Annotated in this window: 17 protein-coding genes and 5 pseudogenes; 10 read left to right on the top strand and 12 right to left on the bottom strand. The window is 71.5% G+C overall.

Annotation, left to right across the window (positions count from 1 at the left end; genetic code table 11):
* Positions 1-36 precede the first annotated feature (36 nt).
* From alc to ACXKR8_RS12045, 6 genes and pseudogenes are all read right to left on the bottom strand, one after another.
* Positions 37-1,272 (bottom strand): allantoicase, encoded by a 1,236-nt coding sequence (alc, locus tag ACXKR8_RS12020; RefSeq protein ID WP_458272889.1) that lies wholly within the window; start codon positions 1,270-1,272, stop codon positions 37-39.
* Positions 1,269-2,623, bottom strand: a pseudogene (allB, locus tag ACXKR8_RS12025) (allantoinase AllB). Before allB ends, alc begins: the two are co-directional and overlap by 4 nt.
* A 167-nt stretch (positions 2,624-2,790) precedes the next feature.
* Positions 2,791-3,960: a glycerate kinase gene (locus tag ACXKR8_RS12030; protein WP_458272891.1), complete on the bottom strand. Its 1,170-nt coding sequence runs from the start codon at positions 3,958-3,960 to the stop codon at positions 2,791-2,793.
* Between the two features lie 218 nt (positions 3,961-4,178).
* Positions 4,179-5,960, bottom strand: coding sequence for a glyoxylate carboligase (gcl, locus tag ACXKR8_RS12035; RefSeq protein ID WP_458272892.1), 1,782 nt, complete (start codon positions 5,958-5,960; stop codon positions 4,179-4,181).
* Between the two features lies 1 nt (position 5,961).
* Positions 5,962-6,855 (bottom strand): 2-hydroxy-3-oxopropionate reductase, encoded by an 894-nt coding sequence (locus ACXKR8_RS12040; RefSeq protein ID WP_458272893.1) that lies wholly within the window; start codon positions 6,853-6,855, stop codon positions 5,962-5,964.
* A gap of 41 nt (positions 6,856-6,896) precedes the next feature.
* The gene (locus tag ACXKR8_RS12045) at positions 6,897-7,760 is read right to left on the bottom strand and encodes a TIM barrel protein (RefSeq protein ID WP_458272894.1); all 864 of its coding nucleotides are present in this window, start codon (positions 7,758-7,760) and stop codon (positions 6,897-6,899) included.
* A gap of 150 nt (positions 7,761-7,910) precedes the next feature.
* On the opposite strand from ACXKR8_RS12045, the gene ACXKR8_RS12050 reads away from it, so the two are divergent.
* The 7 genes and pseudogenes from ACXKR8_RS12050 (at position 7,911) to ACXKR8_RS12080 (ending at position 11,909) form a co-directional block, all read left to right on the top strand.
* Complete coding sequence (locus ACXKR8_RS12050) at positions 7,911-8,186, top strand: thiamine-binding protein (RefSeq protein ID WP_458272895.1); 276 nt, start codon at positions 7,911-7,913, stop codon at positions 8,184-8,186.
* Positions 8,183-8,590 (top strand): helix-turn-helix domain-containing protein, encoded by a 408-nt coding sequence (locus ACXKR8_RS12055; RefSeq protein ID WP_458272896.1) that lies wholly within the window; start codon positions 8,183-8,185, stop codon positions 8,588-8,590. Before ACXKR8_RS12050 ends, ACXKR8_RS12055 begins: the two co-directional genes overlap by 4 nt.
* A 73-nt stretch (positions 8,591-8,663) precedes the next feature.
* Positions 8,664-9,167: a 2-oxo-4-hydroxy-4-carboxy-5-ureidoimidazoline decarboxylase gene (gene uraD / locus ACXKR8_RS12060; RefSeq protein ID WP_458272897.1), complete on the top strand. Its 504-nt coding sequence runs from the start codon at positions 8,664-8,666 to the stop codon at positions 9,165-9,167.
* A 21-nt stretch (positions 9,168-9,188) separates the two neighbouring features.
* Positions 9,189-9,332: pseudogene (locus ACXKR8_RS12065) on the top strand (hydroxyisourate hydrolase); the annotation flags it as partial.
* Positions 9,333-9,427: 95 nt separating this feature from the next.
* Entirely contained in the window at positions 9,428-9,505 is a 78-nt protein-coding gene (locus ACXKR8_RS12070) for a hydroxyisourate hydrolase (RefSeq protein WP_462100674.1), read from the top strand.
* 7 nt (positions 9,506-9,512) lie between these two features.
* Complete coding sequence (gene pucL, locus ACXKR8_RS12075) at positions 9,513-10,421, top strand: factor-independent urate hydroxylase (protein WP_458272899.1); 909 nt, start codon at positions 9,513-9,515, stop codon at positions 10,419-10,421.
* 102 nt (positions 10,422-10,523) lie between these two features.
* A complete protein-coding gene (locus ACXKR8_RS12080) occupies positions 10,524-11,909 on the top strand; it encodes an 8-oxoguanine deaminase (RefSeq protein WP_462100469.1) in 1,386 nt (461 codons plus the stop codon).
* Positions 11,910-12,037: 128 nt separating this feature from the next.
* Here the strand turns inward: ACXKR8_RS12080 and ACXKR8_RS12085 are convergent, their stop codons facing one another.
* The gene (locus tag ACXKR8_RS12085; RefSeq protein ID WP_458272901.1) at positions 12,038-12,670 is read right to left on the bottom strand and encodes a Clp protease N-terminal domain-containing protein; all 633 of its coding nucleotides are present in this window, start codon (positions 12,668-12,670) and stop codon (positions 12,038-12,040) included.
* Complete coding sequence (locus tag ACXKR8_RS12090; protein WP_458272902.1) at positions 12,667-12,876, bottom strand: helix-turn-helix domain-containing protein; 210 nt, start codon at positions 12,874-12,876, stop codon at positions 12,667-12,669. The genes ACXKR8_RS12085 and ACXKR8_RS12090 overlap by 4 nt, the downstream gene beginning before the upstream one ends.
* Positions 12,877-12,998: 122 nt before the next feature.
* On the opposite strand from ACXKR8_RS12090, the gene ACXKR8_RS12095 reads away from it, so the two are divergent.
* The gene (locus ACXKR8_RS12095) at positions 12,999-13,952 is read left to right on the top strand and encodes a quinone oxidoreductase family protein (RefSeq protein WP_458272903.1); all 954 of its coding nucleotides are present in this window, start codon (positions 12,999-13,001) and stop codon (positions 13,950-13,952) included.
* 91 nt (positions 13,953-14,043) lie between these two features.
* Here the strand turns inward: ACXKR8_RS12095 and ACXKR8_RS12100 are convergent, their stop codons facing one another.
* Entirely contained in the window at positions 14,044-14,442 is a 399-nt protein-coding gene (locus ACXKR8_RS12100; protein ID WP_462100470.1) for a hypothetical protein, read from the bottom strand.
* Between the two features lie 49 nt (positions 14,443-14,491).
* Here ACXKR8_RS12100 and ACXKR8_RS12105 point away from each other — a divergent pair.
* A pseudogene (locus ACXKR8_RS12105) lies at positions 14,492-15,196 on the top strand (MFS transporter); the annotation flags it as partial.
* Positions 15,197-15,481: 285 nt separating this feature from the next.
* Here ACXKR8_RS12105 and sucD read toward each other — a convergent pair.
* Both sucD and ACXKR8_RS12115 read right to left on the bottom strand, forming a co-directional pair.
* Positions 15,482-16,363, bottom strand: coding sequence for a succinate--CoA ligase subunit alpha (gene sucD / locus ACXKR8_RS12110; RefSeq protein ID WP_458272905.1), 882 nt, complete (start codon positions 16,361-16,363; stop codon positions 15,482-15,484).
* Between the two features lie 26 nt (positions 16,364-16,389).
* Positions 16,390-16,965: pseudogene (locus tag ACXKR8_RS12115) on the bottom strand (ADP-forming succinate--CoA ligase subunit beta); the annotation flags it as partial.
* Between the two features lie 132 nt (positions 16,966-17,097).
* On the opposite strand from ACXKR8_RS12115, the gene ACXKR8_RS12120 reads away from it, so the two are divergent.
* The gene (locus tag ACXKR8_RS12120; protein ID WP_458270917.1) at positions 17,098-18,783 is read left to right on the top strand and encodes an IS4 family transposase; all 1,686 of its coding nucleotides are present in this window, start codon (positions 17,098-17,100) and stop codon (positions 18,781-18,783) included.
* A gap of 29 nt (positions 18,784-18,812) precedes the next feature.
* Here ACXKR8_RS12120 and ACXKR8_RS12125 read toward each other — a convergent pair.
* A pseudogene (locus ACXKR8_RS12125) lies at positions 18,813-19,415 on the bottom strand (ATP-grasp domain-containing protein); the annotation flags it as partial.
* Between the last annotated feature and the right edge of the window lie 78 nt (positions 19,416-19,493).

The following is a 19,493-nucleotide window of genomic DNA, read 5'->3' on the forward strand; positions in this document are numbered from 1 at the left end:
GGCGACGGGTGGGCGGCTGCTGGGCGGGCCGTCGTCTCAGACGCCCAGCAGCCGCCAGATCGCGGCCCCGCGGCGGGTGGTGTCCTCGCCGTCGGGGGTGTCCTGCGGCTGCAGCGCGTCCACCGCCGCCTTCAATGACGTGGAGTCAGCAAGCGGACGGACAGCGGTCACTGACGCTGCCTCAGCCGCCGAGAGCCCGGCCTCGGCCAGAGCCTGCTCAGCCTCCGCGGCCGGGACCAGGTTCAGCCAGCGCAGCGCCAGCGCGGCGCGGCCCGACTCGGTGAGCCGGCCGGTGAGCCGCAGCCGGGCCACGCCGCCGTCCGGGAAGACATTGAGGCGGGCCGCGGTGACCGGGCGCTGCGGGGTGATCCGCAGCCGGTGCCGGGTGTCCGGCTGCAGCGCGGTGCGGGGCAGCAGGTCGCACCACTCCCCCGACTCGTCGCGGCCGGAGACCGAGGCCCAGCCGGGGCAGTTGGCGACGAAGTGGGTGGTGTCGATCTCGACCGCCAGCACCTCACCGGTGCCCGCAAGCTCCAGCTCGACCCAGTCGTTGTCCTTGTTGCGGCGGCGCCGGGTCTCCCAGCCCTCCCCCATGACCGCGGCGCGGCCGAGCGAGTTCAGGTTGTGCGGCGAGGAGAAGTAGCGGTCGGACGCGCCGGTGGCGACGCCGCCGAACTCCTGGGCGGCCAGGTCGAAGGTCAGCCCGTCCAGGTCGCGCGGGTCGGCGACGACCTCCCCGTACACGCGGAGCCGGGCGACGCCGCCGTCCGGCCAGATGTTGAGGCGGACGTGGGTGAACCGCTGCTCGACCGAGACCGGGAACTCATGGGCGGTGTCGCCCTTGAGCGCGGTGCGCGGGACCAGCTCCACCCACTCGGCGGCGGCCAGCTCCTCGGGCGAGGGGGTGCCGGGGACGGAGGCGCCCTCGACCGAGCCGGTCTCCGGGTAGTTGCCGGTGAAGTGGGCGGTGTCGACGACCACGCCGCGGATCAGGCCGGCCACGCCGAGCCGGACGATCGCCCAGTCGTGGTCGCTGTCGGTGGGGTGCGGCTCGTCGATGCCGGCGCCGCGGCGGCGGCGGGTCTCCCAGCCGTCCATGATCTGGCCCTTGTGCCCGAAGGTGTGCGGGCGGAACTCGGCGGGGGCCGCGACGATCAGGTTCTCCTTCTCGGCGAACAGTTCGTCGTTGGCAGCGACCACGCCGGCGCCGAGCTTGCGGGCGGCGAGGTTGACCAGCTCGGTGAAGGCGGCGGGGCTCGTGGTGTCGGTCATGCTTCTCCTCGGACGATCAGGCGGCCGAGCGGCTGGGCGTCAGCGTCAACGTTCACGACCTGGCCGCGAAGCCAGGTGGTGCGGACGGCGCCGGTCAGCGTGCGGCCTGCGTATGGGGTGACGGGGTTGCGGTGCTGCAAGGCCTCGGGGTCGACGGTGAAAATGCCGTCGGGGTCGAAGGCGACCAGGTCGGCGTCCATGCCGGGCGCGATGGCGCCCTTCGTACAGAGGCCGGCCAGGGACGCCGGGCCCGCGCTCATCCAGCGGACCACGTCGGTCAGGGCGAAGCCGCGGGCGCGGGCCTCGGTCCAGATCGCGGGCAGGCCCAGCTGGAGCGAGGCGATGCCGCCCCAGGCGGCGGCGAAGTCGCCGTTGCCGCCGTAACGGGCCAGGTGCTTGAGGTCGGGCGTGGACGGCGAGTGGTCCGAGACCACCGCGATGAACTCGCCGTCGGCGAGGGCCTGCCAGAGCAGGTCGCGGTTGTGCTCGTCGCGGATCGGCGGGCAGCACTTGAAAGCGGTGTCGCCGTCCGGGACCTGCTCAGCGGCGAGGGTGAGGTAGTGCGGGCAGGTCTCGGCGGTGACCTGGACGCCGTCGGCGCGGGCCTGCCGCAGCAGCGGGAGCACCGCGGCCGAGGAGACATGCAGGATGTGCACCCGCGCCCCGGTCCTGCGGGCGGTCTCCAGCAGCCCGGCGACGGCGGTGGACTCGGCGTCGTCGGGACGGGAGGCCAGGAAGTCGGCGTAGTGCGGGCCCGGCTGCTGCGGCGCCGCGTCGAGCACCCGGGGTCCTCGGCGTGGATGATCGCCAGCGCGTCGATCCGGGCCAGTTCGGTTAGCGCCTCGGTGAGTTGATCACCCGTCAGATGCGGGAACTCGTCCACGCCCGAGGGGGCGAGGAAGCTCTTGAAGCCGAAGACGCCGGCCCGGTGCAGCGGTTCCAGGTCAGCAGTGTTGCCCGGAATCGCCCCGCCCCACAGGCCGACGTCGACAAAGGTCTGTCCGTCGGCGACCTTCCGCTTGGCCTCAAGACCGGCGACCGTGGTGGTCGGCGGGATGGAGTTCAGCGGCATGTCGACGATGGTGGTGACCCCGCCCGCGGCGGCGGCCCGGGTGGCGGTGGCGAAGCCCTCCCACTCGGTGCGGCCGGGCTCGTTCACATGGACGTGGCTGTCGACCAGGCCCGGCAGCAGCGCCAGCTCGCCCAGGTCGGTCAGCTCACCACCGGCGCCGGCCCCGTAGGGCAGCACCTCGATGATCTTCCCGTCGCTGACGACCACGTCGGCAGCACGCTCGCCCTCGGGGAGGACGACCCTCCGGGAGCGGAACAGGGTGTACGACGGGGCGGTCAACGAAACCTCCGGGTTGGTGCGGCTGGGAAAGCCGCAGGCGGTGCGCTGCGACCGGAACAACCGGGCGGTTCAGACAGAGCGAGCCTAAGGCCGCCTTCAACAAAACGTCAACGTTTGCCGGGAAGCGGTTCGCGGGGCAGTTGCCTGCGGTTGCCGCGAAGCGGCGGTCACTGCCGCAGGAACTGCTCGGCGAGCCGTTCGCCCGCCAGCTCGGCGAGCTCTCCGGCCCGGGTCAGGCTCTCGCCCTCCGCCGCGTCCGGGCCCGCCAGGGCTTCCAGGGCGTACGCGGCGGCGAAGCCCGCCTTGCGCCAGGCGGCCTCGTCCAGTTCGAGTCGGCCGGCCACGGCGGCCACCGGAACCCCCGCTCCAGTGGCCGCCGCGGCGACCCCGGCGGGGGCCTTTCCGTGCAGCGTCTGCACGTCCAGGCAGCCCTCACCGGTGACGACCAGGCCGGCTCCCCGCACAGCCTGGTCGAACCCGAGGAGATCGAGCAGCAGCTCGATCCCCGGTTGCAGCCGGGCCCCCAGCAGCGCCAGGGCCCCGAAGCCGAGGCCCCCGGCCGCGCCCGCGCCGGGGGTGTCCCGCAGATCAGTGCCGGTCAGCGTGGCGACCGCGTCGGCCCAGCGGGTCAGCGCCGCGTCCAGCTCGGCCACGTCCGCCGGGCTCGCGCCCTTCTGCGGGCCGTAGACGGCGGGCGCGCCACGCGTCCCGAGCAGGGGGTTGTCGACATCGCTGGCGATCACCACCTCCACCCCGGCCAGCGCGGCCGGGAGGGTGCCCAGGTCGAGGCTGTACAGCCGGGCCAGCGGGGCGCCGCCGGGCGGCAGCTCGGCGCCGTCGGCGTCGCGCAGGCTGGCGCCGAGGGCCTGGGCCAGGCCGGCCCCGCCGTCGGTGCAGGCGACGCCGCCGAGGCCGAGCACGATCCTGGTGCAGCCGAGCTCCAGGGCGCGGGCGATCAGCTGCCCGGTGCCGTAGCTGCTGGCGGTGAGTGCGGCTTTGACCCCGCCAGGCAGCAGGGTGAGACCGCTGGCCTGCGCCGCCTCCACCACCGCGGTGCCGCCGCTGCCGTCGGCGGCGGCACTGACCGCGATGGCGGCCTGCACCGGCTCGCCGGTCGGACCGCTGACGGTCAGCTCCACCCGGCTGAAGCCGGCCGCGAGCGCGGCCAGCACGGTGCCCTCGCCGCCGTCGGCGACCGGGAGCAGCCGGATCTCGGTCCCGGGCGCGGCCCGGAGGATGCCCGCGGCGATCCGCTCGGCGGCCTCGGCCGCGGTGAGGCTGCCCTTGAACTTGTCAGGAGCGATGACTACATGTCCGGTCGTGTACTGCTGCGTCATCGCGTCTTCCCTACGTTGCGTTCGTGGCTCTGTACGAGGTGTCCCTCCCGGCGATGCGGGCACGACCGGATCTTCCCATCATCGGGATGGGGTCACACCGCCGGGAGGAAGTCTGTGGAGCCTCCCCGTCGCGTAGAACGGGGGGCTGGTACCTCCCCGCAGCGGCGGGCACGACCGGAAGGATCTGCCGCTGCGGGGAGGAGTTTCATGAGGGAACGTCAGGCCAGGGTGTTCAGGATGGCGCTGGGGGCGTCCGACGCCTGCTCGGCGACCGGCTCCCACTCGTTCACCGCGTCGATCCCGGTGCCCGACATCGAGACGTTGGTGACCCGCTCCAGGATGACCTCGACGATCACCGGCACCCGGAACTCGGCCATCAGCTTCTTGGCCTGCTCGAAGGCCGCGCCCAGCTCGTTCGGGTCGAAGACCCTGATCGCCTTGCAGCCCAGGCCCTCGGCCACCTTGACGTGGTCCACGCCGTAGCCGTTGAGCTCGGGGGCGTTGACGTTCTCGAAGGAGAGCTGGACGTGGTAGTCCATGTCGAAGGCCCGCTGCGCCTGACGGATCAGGCCCAGGTAAGCGTTGTTGACAACGACGTGGATGTAGGGGATCTGGAACTGCGCGCCGACGGCCAGTTCCTCGATCATGAACTGGAAGTCGTAGTCGCCGGACAGCGCGACCACGGTGCCCTCCGGGTCCGCCGTGGCGACGCCCAGCGCGGCCGGCAGGGTCCAGCCCAGCGGGCCGGCCTGGCCGGCGTTGATCCAGTTGCGCGGCCCGTAGACGTGCAGCATCTGCGCGGCCTGGATCTGGGACAGGCCAATGGTGGTGACATAGCGGGTGTCACGGCCGAAGGCCTGGTTCATCTCCTGGTAGACCCGCTGCGGCTTGACCGGGATGTTGTCGAAGTCGGTCTTGCGCAGCAGTTGGCCCTTGCGGTCCTGGCAGCTCTGCGCCCAGGCGCTGCGGTCCGCGAGCAGCCCGGCGGCCTTGCGCTCCCGCGCCACCTCGACGAACAGCTCCAGCGCGGCCTTGGCGTCGGAGACGATGCCGAAGTCCGGGGCGAAGACCCGCCCGATCTGGGTGGGCTCGATGTCGACGTGGACGAAGGTGCGTCCGGCCGTGTAGGCGTCGAGCAGACCGGTGTGGCGGTTGGCCCAGCGGTTGCCGATGCCGAGCACGAAGTCCGACTCCAGCATCGTCGCGTTGCCGTAGCGGTGCGAGGTCTGCAGGCCGACCATGCCGGCCGTCAGCTCGTGGTCGTCCGGGATGCTGCCCCAGCCCATCAGGGTGGGGACGACCGGGACGCCGGTCAGCTCGGCGAACTCCACCAGCAGGTCGGCGGCGTCGGCGTTGATGACCCCGCCGCCGGCGATGATCAGCGGCTTCTCGGACGCGGCCAGCAGGTCCAGCGCCTTGGCGATCTGGGCCCGCGACGCCGACGGCTTGTAGACCGGCAGCGGCTGGTAGGTCTCGATGTCGAACTCGATCTCGGTCATCTGGACGTCGATCGGCAGGTCGATCAGCACCGGGCCGGGACGGCCCGAGCGCATCAGGTGGAACGCCTGCTGGAACGCGCCGGGGACCTGGGCGGCCTCCAGGACGGTCATCGCCATCTTGGTGAGCGGCTTGGCGATCGAGGTGATGTCGACGGCCTGGAAGTCCTCCTTGTGCAGCTTCGCCACCGGCGCCTGGCCGGTGATGCACAGGATCGGGATCGAGTCCGCGCTGGCCGAGTAGAGGCCGGTGATCATGTCGGTCCCGGCCGGGCCGCTGGTGCCGATGCAGACGCCGATGTTGCCGGCCTTGGCGCGGGTGTAGCCCTCCGCCATGTGCGAGGCGCCTTCGACGTGCCGGGCCAGGATGTGGGTCAGCCCGCCGTTGGTCCGCATCGCGGAGTAGAACGGGTTGATCGCGGCGCCCGGCAGGCCGAACAGGTGGGTGACGCCCTCGGCCTTGAGGATCTCAACGGCCGCCTGGGCTGCGGTCATACGTGCCATGTCAGTTGACCTTCCGTCCGGCGAGGCGCTCGACGCCGCGCAGCAGTGCCGAGTGGTCCAGCGAGCCGTCACCGTTGGCGCGGGCCGAGGCGACCAGCTGGGCGACCAGCGAGCCGACCGGCAGTGGGGCCTCGACCGCGCGGGCCGCGGCGGTGACGATGCCCATGTCCTTGTGGTGCAGGTCGATCCGGAAGCCGGGAGCGAACTCGCGGTTGACCATGTTGGCCTTCTTGCGGTTCAGCACGGTCGAACCGGCCAGGCCGCCGGCGAGGACGTCCAGCGCGGCCGGGAGGTCGACGCCGGCGTTCTCCAGGAACACCACGGCCTCGGCCACGACCTGGATGTTCACCGCGACGATCAGCTGGTTGGCGGCCTTGACGGTCTGTCCGGCGCCGGCCGGGCCGACGTGGATGACCGTGGTGCCCAGCGCGTCGAACAGCGGCTTGGCCTCGGCGAAGTCGTCGGCGCCGCCGCCGACCATGATGGAGAGCACGGCCTCGATCGCGCCGGCCTCGCCACCGGAGACCGGGGCGTCCAGGGTGCGGATCCCCTTCTCCTGCGCGGCGGCGGCGACCTTGATCGAGGTCTGCGGGGTGATGCTGCTCATGTCGATGACCAGGGTGCCGGGCTTGGCATGCGCCAGAACGCCGTCCGCACCGAGGATCGCCTGCTCGACCTGCGGGTCCGCGGGGACCATGGTGATCACGACCTCGGCGTCGGCCACCGCCTCGGCGATGCTGCCGGCGGCGCGGCCGCCGTCGGCGACCAGCTTGTCGATGGCGTCCTGGGTCAGGTTGAACCCGGTGACGGTGTGACCCGCGCGCACCAGGTTGGCAGCCATCGGGCTACCCATGATCCCGAGACCGATGAACGCGATCTTGCGAGAGTTTGCCATTCCGTACTCCAAAGTCTTTGAGGCAGATGCTGAGCTGAAGATCAGGACTGGCCGCGCTCACCGCGACGCAGTTCACGGGGCAGCCAGCCGAAGGTGTCCGCCGTCGCGACCCCCGCCGCGGGCTTGTACTCAAGACCGATCCGCCCGGTGTAGCCGACGGCGTCGAGGCGAGCGGTGAGGTCGGCGAAGTCGAGTTCGCCGGTGCCGGGCTGGTTCCTGGCCGGGGCGTCCGCGATCTGCACATGGCCGATCCGGTCCGCGTAGGTCTCGATGACCGAGGCCAGGTCCTCGCCGTTGCGGGCCAGGTGGTAGAGGTCGCACAGGAAGTAGGTGTTGCCGAGCCCGGTGGCCGCGTTCACGCTGTCCACCACGCCGACCGCGTCCTTGCTGGAGAGCAGACCGTACAGTGGCGCCTCCGGCGCGTTCAGCGCCTCCACCAGCAGGATCGCGCCGATGCCGTGCGTCGCATGGGCGGCCAGCGTCAGATTCTCGAGCGCCAGCTCGTCCTGCGTCTGGACGTCCAGCCCCTCCACCCGGTTGCCGTAGAGGGCGTTCAGCGCCTTGCAGCCCAGGGAGTCGGCGAGGCCGACCGCGACCGCGATGTTGTCGCGGAACTGCTGGGACTCGGCCGGGCGGGAGAGCAGGCCCTTGGAGCCCGCGGCCATGTTCCCGGCGTCGAAGTTGAGCCCGGTGAGCTGGACGCCCGCGTCGGTGAAGGACCGGCGCAGCGCGTCGAGTTCGCGGTCGGGCGGGGTGGGCCCGTCCAGGGTCCACCACAGTTCGGCGGCGTCGAAGCCGGCCGCGGCCGCCGCGGCGGGGCGTTCGAGCAGCGGCAGCTCGGTGAAGAGGATCGAGAGGTTCACGGTCCAGCGCTGGTCGAGCCAGTCGCGTGCGGCGGCGGTCATGCGGTCACCCATCCAATTCCACAATGCGGAAGCAAGTTTCTGCTTGATGGAACTATCGCATGAGGGCGCGCAGGGCTGTCAAGACCATCTCGCAACATTTTGTTGAAGTTGGCCGAGCCCGTGCCCCACATGTCGGGATACGCTGCGCGCGTGCGATTGAAGGTGGAGTTCACGACAGAGCCGTTCGAACTCGACGGCTTCCCCGACCATGCGAAGGCCGCCCGCCGCGCGGTGGACCAGGCCGGGCTGACGGTCGACGTCGGCCCGTTCGGGACCAGCGCCGAGGGCCCGGCCACCGATGCCCTGGCCGCGATCACCCGACTGCTGGAGGACACCCTGGCCAATGGCGCGACCAGGATCTCGCTCCAGATCAGCGCCCTGGGCGAGGACGGCCTGCCGATAGCGGACCAGGAGGAGGCCGGATGACCGCCGTCGATCAGTCCGACACACCCGCCGAGCCGCTGCACCCGCTGGCCCGGGCCATCAAGCCGCTGCTGGACGCCGTGGGCGCCAGCGCGGTCAGCCCGGCCGAGGCCCGCCCGGACGACGTGCTGCTGGAGTGGGACGACCGGCCCGCGGTCGCGGTCCGCCTCCCCGGCATGGAGAGCGCCATGGACCGGCTGCTCGGCGAGGTCCGCCGGCAGTTCGGCGGCGGCGAACTCACCGAGCTGGACCGGGCCAGCAAGCAGCGGGTAGTGGCCCAGCTGGAGGAGCGCGGCGCGTTCACCATCCGGCACGGGGTGGAGACGGTCGCGGCGGCGCTCGGCGTCAGCCGGTTCACCGTGTACAACTACCTGAACCGACAGCAGGCGAGCAGCAAAGATGCCTAAAGTTCAACAAACTGTTGACGCGGTGCAGCACTGGGCCTAGCTTTTGGTTGACGCCCCTCGTAGGAGGTCATCCGTGGCACAGTCAACCACTGCGCTCGCCCGGCTCAACGCCGTAGGCGACGAGGACCTCGACGCCCAGCTCGTCGAGATCTGCAGCAGCCCCACCTGGGCGAAACTCGTCCGCTCCGCCCGCCCCTGGGCCGACGACGACGCCGTACGCGACGCCAACGCCACCGCGATGGCGCAGCTCGGCCCCGCCGACCTCGCCGACGCGATGGCCGGACACGCCAGGATCGGCGAACCCAAGGCCGGGGACGCCACCTCCCAGCGCGAGCAGTCCGGCGTCCACGACGCGGACGAGGCCCTGCTGGACGACCTCCAGCAGGCGAACGCCGACTACGAGGCGAAGTTCGGCCATGTCTTCCTGATCTGCGCCACCGGCCGCACCGCGGAGACGATGCTCGACGCCCTGCGCGCCCGCATCGGCAACGACGGCGACGCCGAGCAGGAGATCGTCCGCGGCGAGCTGCGGAAGATCAACGACATTCGGATCGACCGCCTCCTCACCGAGCACTGAACCACTATGTGACGGGGAATCATGACCTCCATCTCCACCCATGTGCTGAACACCAGCACCGGCCGCCCCGCCGAGGGCATCCCGGTCGAACTGGCCCAGCGGGCAGCAGCAGGCAGTTGGAGCGTCCTCGGCCGCTCCAAGACCGACGCCGACGGCCGCTGCAAGGACCTGCCGGTGCCCGACGTCGCGGCCGGCACCGTGCTGCGGCTGACCTTCACCACCGAGGGCCCGTTCTTCCCGAGGTGTCCATCGTCATCGACGTGGACCCGGCCCAGGCCCACTACCACGTACCCCTGCTGCTCAACCCGTTCGGGTACTCCGTCTACCGAGGAAGCTAGAGAACCCATGGCTCACGTTCTTGGCCAGAACCAGTACGGAAAGGCGGAGACCCGTGTCGTCCGCATCTACCGTGACTCCACCCGCCACGAGATCAAGGACCTGAACGTCTCGGTCGCGCTCTCCGGCGACCTGGACGACGTCCACCTCACCGGGTCCAACGCCCACTGCCTGCCGACCGACACCACCAAGAACACGGTGTACGCGTTCGCCAAGGAGCACGGCATCGAGTCGGCCGAGGCCTTCGGCGTCCTGCTCGCGCGCCACTTCGTGGACAACAACGAGCCGATCCACCGGGCCCGGATCCGGATCGAGGAGTACACCTGGGACCGGATCCGGACCCCGGACAACTCGGCGAAGTTCATCGGGTCCGAGGAGGTCGGCCACTCCTTCGTCCGCAGCGGCGGCGAGATCCGCACCGCGCAGATCACCTATGACGGCAGCAGCTTCGAGGTCATCACCGGCCTGAAGGAACTGACCGTCATGAACTCCACCAACTCGGAGTTCTGGGGCTACATCAAGGACAAGTACACCACCCTCAAGGAGGCGTACGACCGGGTCCTCGCCACCGAGGTCACCGCCCGCTGGAAGCACTCCTGGAGCGGCGAGGAGACCCAGCCCAACTGGGAGCGTTCGTACACCCACGTACGCCGGCACCTGCTGGAGGCGTTCGCCGAGACCTACTCCTACTCGCTGCAGCAGACCCTGCACGCGATGGGCAGCCGGGTGCTGAACAACCGCGCCGAGATCGACGAGGTCCGGCTGGAGCTGCCGAACAAGCACCACTTCCTGGTGGACCTGGAGCCCTTCGGCCTCAAGAACAACAACGAGGTCTACTACGCCGCGGATCGCCCGTACGGGCTGATCGAGGGTACGGTTCATCGCGAGGGTGTCGTGCCGGTCATTCCGGTGGCATGATTCTCCGCTAGAACAATCCCAGGGATTCTGCCGCCGTCCCGCCCTGGGCAGCTCCACAGACGGCGGTTTTCCCAAACCGCTACCGTCGAGGAGCTGAATCCCATGAGCACCCTCCCCCCGCCCGCCGATGAGCGCATCGTCATCGAGAACGCGGCCATCGCCACCGTGGACGCCGCCGACAACGAGTACAGCCGCGGTCACGTCGTGATCGCCGGCAACCGGATCGAGTCGGTCGGCGAGGGCCCCGCCCCGCAGTGGCTGCAGGGCGTCACCCGCCGGATCAACGCTGAGGGGCACCTGGTCACCCCGGGGTTGGTGAACACTCACCACCACTTCTACCAGTGGATCACCCGCGGTCTGGCGCAGGACAACATCCTGTTCGACTGGCTGGTGGCGCTCTACCCGACCTGGGCCAGGATCGACGCCAAACTGGTCCACGCCGCCGCCCAGGGCTCGGCCGCCGCGCTGCTGAAGTCCGGCTGTACCACCGCCAGCGACCACCACTACGTCTTCCCGCAGGGCGGCGGCGGCGACATCCTCGGCGCCGAGATCGAGGCGGTGCAGGAGCTGGGCATGCGCTTCACCGCGCTGCGCGGCTCGATGGACCGCAGCAAGAAGGACGGCGGCCTGCCGCCGGACCACGCGGTGGAGCGCACCGAGGACATCCTGATCGCCTCCGAGGACGCGGTGGACCGCTACCACGACGCCTCCTTCGACTCGATGCTGCACATCGCCATCGCCCCCTGTTCCCCGTTCTCGGTCAGCACCGAGCTGATGCGCGAGGCGGCGGTGCTCGCCCGCCGCAAAGGCGTACGGCTGCACACCCACGGCTCGGAGACGGCCGAGGAGGAGCAGTTCTGCAAGGAGCTGTTCGGGATGGGGCCGACCGACTACTTCGAGAGCGTGGGCTGGCTCGGCGAGGACGTGTGGATGGCGCACTGCGTCCACATGAACGACTCCGACATCGCCAAGTTCGCCGAGACCGGCACCGGTGTGGCGCACTGCCCGTCCTCCAACGCCCGGCTCGCGGCCGGCATCGCCCGGGTCCCGGACATGCTCAAGGCCGGCGTCCCGGTCGGCCTGGGCGTGGACGGCACCGCCTCCAACGAGTCCGGCGAGCTGGGCACCGAGCTGCGCAACGCGCTGCTGATCAACCGGCTGCACGGCCGTCCGGACGCGCTGACCGGCCGCAAGGCGCTGCGGCTCGGCACCATGGGCGGCGCCCGGGTGCTCGGCCGGCAGAACGAGATCGGCTCGATCGAGGTCGGCAAGCTGGCCGACCTGGCGCTGTGGAAGGTCGACGGGATCATGCACTCCTCGATCGCCGACCCAATCGCGGCGCTCACCCTCGGTGCGCTCCCGCCGCTGTCGCTGCTGCTGGTCAACGGCCGCGCCGTGGTCGAGAACAACCACCTGACCACGGTGAACGAGGACCGGATCGCCAAGGCCGCCGCCGACGCGGCCCGCGAGCTGGCCTCCCGCACGTAATTCAGGACCCACCCAGATCTCCGGGCGCCGCTGGACGGTGTGCCGCCCGGACTCCTCGACGCGCCCGCGCGCCGGGGAGCGCAGCCCCGGACCCACGGCGAGGGTCCGGGGCTGCGGCATTCACTCTTTCACGCGGGCGGCGTCGGCGGGGCGGGCGGCCGCGTCGGCGGGGCGGGCGGCTTCGGCTCGGTCTGGATCAGTGCTCTGATGTGCAGTGAGGTGATGCCGCGTCCGGTGAGCACCTCCTTGGCCGCGCCGGGGCTGACCAGCAGGCCGAGCAGCACGTGTTCGCTGCCGATGGTCTTGCTGCGCAGGTCCAGGGCCTGCCGCAGCGAGGTCTCCAGTGCCTTCTTCGCCTCCGGCCGCCAGGGCGGGTTGCTGCCGAGCAGCCGCTTGCGTCCCCGCCGACCGGACGATCCCAGCGGCACCGGCTCCAGCAGGGCTCCCTCGCCCCAGATCTCCTCGACCCGGTCGATGATCTCGTCGACCTCGATCCCCAGCCCGCGCAGCGCCTCCGCCTCGGCCCGGCCGATGCCGCCGCGCCGGCGGTAGTCGCGGCACTCCGCCAGCAGTGCCGCGTGCTGGTCAGGGCCGCAGCCGGACGCGGCCAGCAGCCGGACCGCGGTGCTGTCGGCCTGGGCGAGCAGCCCGGCCAGCAGGTGCTCCTCCCCCAGCGCCGGGGCGTGCTCGGCCCGCGCGGCCTCGACCGCGTCCACGACCGCCTGTCGTGCGGTCGTGCTGAATCGCTCCATCATGGTCATCGCCCCCCGTGCTTCTTGTGTACGGCCTGCCTGCTGACGCCGAGTTCGGCCCCGATCTCCTGCCAGGACCAGCCCTGCGCCCGGGCGCTGCGGACCTGCAGCACCTCCAGCGTTTCCAGCAGCCGGCGGAGTGCTGCCACCGCGCGCAGGCCGGTCCGGGGATCCCGCCCGCCCGCCGCTTCCGCGAGAGTCGTCGCTTCGTTCATGCTGTCAATGTAAGTTGACACCCGCCGATTGTCAACCCACGTTGACGGCGGCGGGTTCCTTCGCGACATACCAGCCGGTATGTTGAGAGGGAGACGAGTTACCCATCGGTAAGGAGCAAGACATGCGGGCGATCCAGATCACCGAGTTCGGCGGCCCCGAGGTACTGCGGCTGGCCGACCTGCCCGAGCCGGTCGCCAAGCCGGGACAGCTGCTGATCGACGTGGCCGCGGCCGGTGTCAACTTCGCGGACACCCACTCGATCGAGGACTCCTACCTCTCCAGCAGCACCCTGCCGATGGTGCCCGGCGGCGAGGTCGTCGGCCGCACCGCGGACGGCCGCCGGGTGGTCGCCCTGACCGCCACAGGGGGTTATGCCGAGCGGGCCGTGGCCTGGGAGAACATGGCGCTGGACGTCCCCGACGCGGTGTCGGACGGGGCCGCGCTGGCGCTGGTGGTGCAGGGCCTCACCGCCTGGCACCTGCTGCGCACCTCGGCCCGGATGGCCCCCGGCGAGACCGTGGTGGTGCACGCGGCGGCCGGCGGGACCGGATCGCTGGCGGTCCAGCTGGCGAAGCGGTTCGGGGCGGGCCGGGTGATCGCCACCGCGTCCAGCAAGGAGAAGCGGGAGCTGGCGCTGCAACTGGGCGCCGACGTCGCGGTGGAGGCCGAGCCGGAGGGCCTGCGGGACCGGCTGATCGAGGCGAACGGCGGCGCCCCGGTCGACGTGGTGCTGGAGATGACCGGCGGCCCGGTCTTCGACGCCTCACTGAAGGCGCTGGCCCCGTTCGGACGGCTGGTCGCCTACGGCATGGCCTCACGCACCGAGCCCAAGCCGATCAGCGCCGCGGCGCTGATGGCGCACTCCAGCGCGGTGGTCGGCTTCTGGCTGATGCACTGCGTCGGCAAGCCCGCGCTGCACGCCGAGCCGATGGCCGAGCTGTTCCGGATGGTGGCCGACGGCGAGCTGATCCCGCTGGTGGGCGAGGCGTACCCGCTGACCGACGCGGCCAGGGCGCACGAGGACCTGCGGGCCCGGCGGACCACCGGAAAGCTGGTGCTGGACCCCAGCCGGTAGCAGGGCTTCCCCCGACTCGTCAGCGGTGCTATACCTCGGATAACCCATACTGTATGCAATTATCCGAGAGGGGTAGACCCTTGACGAGACATCAGGCACCTCCGGCACCTCCAGCGCCGGTCCAGCACGTCCGGACTGCTACGGCCGGCTGCACCGGGTCGGCGAGACCGACCGCCAACTGCTCGGCCCGGGCGGCCGGCGTTGGATCCTCTGGCTGGCCTGGGGCGCGATGCTGGGGGCCGGCGTGCTCCAGTACGGCTTCGCGCTCACCGCGCTCCCGCTGCACGGAGCCCGCACCACCTTCGCCGTGCTGGCCGTCTGGACCGTGTGCCAGGCGGCGGCGGTGCCGGTCGCGCACCTGCTGCGGGCCCGGCACCGGGCCGGACCCGGCGGGCTGGTGCTGCTGCTCGGCGGCGCCTGCTGCGCGGGGCGCGCTGGCGATCGCGGCCGCGACCGCCCAGTCCGCCGACCCGGTCGGCGCGGGCGGCACCGCCCTGCTGGTCGGCTACGGTCTGCTCGGCGGCAGCGGCGCGGGCCTGGTGTACGCGAGCTGCACCGCGACGGCCGCGCGCTGGTACCCGGAGCGCGCGCCCGCCGCGGTGGCCTTTGTCACCGGCGGCTACGCCTACGGGGCGGTGCTGCCGCTGCTCCTGCTGCTCGCCCTGGGCGGGCACGCCTCCGCGGTCGCCCCGGTGCTCGGGGTGGTCGCCGGGCTGAGCCTGCTCGCGGCGCTGGGCTGCGGGGCGCTGCTGCGCGATCCGCCCGAGCACTGGTGGCCCGCCGGGATCGACCCCCGGCAGTGGACCCTGGACCGGCACCTCAACCGCAGCCTGCGCCACAACCGCCCGCCGCTGTGGGAGGCCGAGGCCCGACCGGGCACCGGCAGCGGCGCCTGGCGACTGCTCTACGCGGCCACCGCGCTGACCTCGGCCGCGCTGCTGTTCGACCTGGGCCGGCTGGCCGCCGACGCGGCCGCCGCCCGTCCGGGCGCGGTCGCCCTTTGGACCTGCGCCGCCTTCGCCGCGGGCAGCGGCCTCGGCCGCGGCGCGGTGGGGGCACTGGCGGAACGGTTCGGCCGGGGGACGGTGCTCGCCCTCGCCCTGCTGCTGGGCGCCCTGGCCCAGCCGGGGCTGGTCGGCGGCGGCCCGACGGCGGCGGTCTGCTGCGCGGTGCTGGCCGGCTGCGGCACCGGCGGCTGCTATCCGGTGCTGGTCGGACTGCTCCGCGGCTTCTACGGCCGACACGGCGGGCAGCGGGCGTTCGCCCTGCTCTACACCGCCAAGGCGGTCGGCGGCGCGGCCGGCTGCGCGCTCGCCGCGTTCGCTCCCCGGACCGGCGGGGCCGGGATCGCGGGCCGGGGTGCTGCTGGCGGCGGCCCTCACCGCGGGCCTGGTCCGGCGGCCCCGCCCGCTGCTCGGCCTGCTGCCGGCGGCCACTCGCGGCGGCGGCTGAACAACCGTCACAAGCCTTTGGCCGCCGGGGGATTGATCCCTCGGCGGCCAAAGGCACGCGACGTCCGGTGCGGAATCTCAGGCGAGAACCGACCGGAGCAGCCTGGCCGTCTCGGACGGCGTGCGGCCGACCGGGACGCCCGCTGCCTCCAGCGCCTCCGCCTTGGCCTGGGCGGTGCCGGAGGAGCCGGAGACGATCGCCCCGGCGTGGCCCATGGTCCGGCCCTCGGGGGCGGTGAAGCCGGCCACATAGCCGACCACCGGCTTGCTGACGGACGCCCGGACGTAGTCGGCGGCGCGCTCCTCGGCGTCCCCGCCGATCTCGCCGACCAGGATCACCGCGTCGGTGTCCGGGTCCTCCTCGAAGCCCCGCAGCGCGTCGATGTGGGTGGTGCCGATGACCGGGTCGCCGCCGATCCCGACGCAGCTGGAGAAGCCCAGGTCGCGCAGCTCGTACATGAGTTGGTAGGTGAGCGTGCCGGACTTGGAGACCAGGCCGATCCGGCCGGGCTTGGTGATGTCGGCCGGGATGATCCCGGCGTTGGCGCGTCCCGGGCTGATGATGCCGGGGCAGTTGGGGCCGATGATCCTGGTCCGGCCGCCCTTCGCGACGCTGTGCGCCCAGAAGGCGGCGCTGTCGTGGACCGGGATGCCCTCGGTGATGACCACGACCAGCGGCACCTCCGCGTCGACCGCCTCCAGCACCGCCGCCCGGGCGAACCGCGGCGGAACGAAGACCACGGTGGTGTCCGCGCCGGTCGCGGCCACCCCCTCCGCCACGCTGTCGAAGACCGGCAGCTGCCGGCCGCCGATCTCCACGCCGCTGCCGCCCTTGCCGGGGGTGACCCCGCCGACGACGTCCGTGCCCGCGGCGATCATCCGCAGCGTGTGCTTCCTGCCCTCGGCCCCGGTCATGCCCTGGACCAGGACCTTGTTGTGCTCGGTGAGCCAGATGGCCATTGTCGTTGTCCTTTCCGGACGCTGTCTCAGACCTGCACGGCGAGGGAGAGTGCGGCGGCGCGCTCGGCGGCGGCGTCCATGGAGTCGACCAGCTCGACCAGCGGCAGCGCGGCCTCGGCCAGGATCCGCCGCCCCAACTCGGCGTTGTTGCCGTCCAGTCGGACGACCAGCGGCTTGGTCAGGGCCGGCAGCGAGGCCAGCGCCTGGACGATCCCGTTGGCCACCGCGTCGCAGGCGGTGATGCCGCCGAAGACATTGACGAACACCGAGCGGACGTCGGGGTCGCCCAGGATCACGTCCAGCCCGTCCGCCATCACCTGCGCGGAGGCGCCGCCGCCGATGTCCAGGAAGTTGGCCGGCCGCGCCCCGGCCCTGGCCACCACGTCCAGGGTGCTCATCACCAGTCCGGCGCCGTTGCCGATGATGCCGACCTCGCCGTCGAGCTTGACGTAGTTCAGGCCCTTCGCCGCCGCCTTGGCCTCCAGCGGGTCGGCCCCGACGGTGTCGCGGAAGGCCTCGTGGCCGGGCTGGCGGAAACCGGCGTTCTCGTCCAGGGAGACCTTGCCGTCCAGCGCGACGATCTTGCCGTCACCCGTCTTGACCCAAAGCCGCGAAGTTTGCTGATCTGCGGTGCTGTCCAGGCGGGTTCTGGGCAGGTGGGTGGCCTGAACGTACGACGGGACCCCTGGTAGAACTCGGTGATCTGCCAAGATCGGTCCGAGTTCGGGGTCCCGTTGCGCCTTCAGTCTGCCATCACCACGTTCACGCGTTCCATCACGGTCGCCGCAGGGGTCTTCGCCCCGGGCCATCTGGGCGAGTTGACCCGGTATCTTCCGTTCGAGTTGGTCGACGCGGTACTGGAGGAGACCGGGACGGTGCAGCGGCGGCTGCGCTGTCTGCCCTCGCGGGCCGGCGTGTACTTCCTGTTCGCGCTGGCCCTGTTCCCGCAGTTGGGCTATGCGGGGGTGTGGGGCAAACTGGTTGCCGGCCTGAGCGGCCTGCCGCTGCCGGCTCCCTCCGAGACAGCCCTGCGTCACTTGCGCCGACGCCTGGGCGCGGCACCGATGAAAGCCCTGTTCGAGGTGGTCGCAGGGCCTCTGGCCCAGCCGCACACCCCGGGCGTGCGCTACCGCCACTACCGAACCGTCGCGTTCGACGGCTGCAGTTCGATCAAGGTCCCCGACTCGGAGCGCAATCGAGGCTGGCTGGGGAAGGTCAAGTACCGCCTGGCGTGGGCCGGTTACCCCACGGTGATGCTCATGGCCCTGGTCGAGACCGGAACCCGGGGCCTGCTCGGCGCGACCTTCGGCCCCTCCGCCGGTCCGGACACCGGCGAAAGGGCCTACGCGACACGGCTGCTGCCGCTCCTGAACCGGGACATGCTGCTGCTGGCCGACCGCGGCTTCGACGGCAACGACTTCCTGACCGCTGCCGCCAAGACGGGGGCCCGACTCCTGGTCCGCGCCAGATCCACCCGCCGCCCACCGATGCTCACCCCCTTGCCGGACGGCTCCTTCCTGTCGCGGATCGCCGGACTGCGGGTGCGGATCATCGACGCCGACATCGTCCTGACCATCGCCGACGGCACCGTGCACACCAATCGCTACCGGCTGGTCACCACCCTGCTCGACCACCGCACCGACCCCGCAGGGCAGTTGATCCGCCTCTACCACGAGAGGTGGGAGGTCGAGTCGGCGTTCTACTCCCTGCGCCACACGATGCTCACCGGCCACATCCTGCGCTCAGGCGACCAGTTCGGCATCGAACAGGAACTGTGGGCCCAGCTCACCGTCTACCAGGTCCTGCGCACCGCGATGGTCGCCGCCGCAGAGTCCCGTCCGGGCACCGACCCCGACCGGACGGGCTTCACCACCGCATTGGAGAGCGCTCGCGAGGAGCTGACGCTCGCCCGCGGCATCGTCGAGACCGGTGAGGTAGACCTGGTCGGCGCCATCGGTCGCGCTGTCCTGGCCAACCTCCTCGACGAGCGCCGCCCCCGATTCAACGCCCGCAAGGTCAAGTCCCCGGTATCCCGCTACCACGCCCGCCCCAAAGCCGATGATCGGCCGCTGACCAGCATCGACATCACCCAGATCAGTGTCCTCGTCCACGCGGGGACCTCCACCCCGCCTCCCGCCTGCGCGGCCGATGCCGACCCGATCGCGAACGATGCGGCCAAGGAAGTGGAACCGCCCCGCATCCTGCCCGCGCATTCACAGGGCACGCCACCGCAGGGCAGCCGTAAGGAACGCGTCCTCGCCCTCCTCCTCACCGATCCGCAACGGGCCTGGCGAGGCCGGGAAGTCGCACATGCGCTGGGCGTCACCAACCTCAACAGCTTTTGCGTTCAATTGTCCCAATGGGCGCACCGTGGACTACTCAACAAGACCGGCCCCGCCACCTACACGCTCGCCGCCTGATACCCCCTTGCAACTGCCTCCGATCAGCAAACTTCGCGGCTTTGCGTCTTGACCAGCGGGTTCACCTCGACCAGCAGGGCGTCCTCGGCGATGAAGACCTTCCACAGGCTCTTCAGGACCTCGGCGATCTGGTCGGCGACGTCGGCCGGGAACTTGGCCGCCGCGACGATCTCACGGGCCTTGGCGTCGGTCACGCCCTCGTTGGCGTCCACCGCGACCTTGGCCAGCGCCTCGGGGTTCTCGACCGCGACGACCTCGATCTCCACGCCGCCCTCGACCGAGGCCATGGCCAGGAAGGTGCGGTTGGTGCGGTCCAGCAGGAACGAGACGTAGTACTCGTCCCTGATGTCGGCCGTCTGGGCGAGCATCACCTTGTGGACCGTGTGGCCCTTGATGTCCATGCCCAGGATCTGACCGGCCTTGGCCACCGCGTCGTCCGGGTCGGAGGCCAGCTTCACGCCACCGGCCTTACCCCGGCCACCGACCTTGACCTGCGCCTTGACCACCGCGGGCCCGCCCCATCCGGCCGCGATCGCCCGGGCCTCCTCGGCCGCCCCGATCACCGCTCCGGCGAGCACCGGTACGCCGTGCCGGGCGAAGAGCTCTTTCGCCTGATATTCGAACAAATCCATCTGCCGTCCGCCCTCTGGTGGTGAGTCACGGAGCCCTGAGGGCCGCTGAAGCCGCCTCGGATTACTTTCGTCCGTCCT

It is taken from the genome of Streptacidiphilus sp. PAMC 29251 (assembly GCF_054208735.2).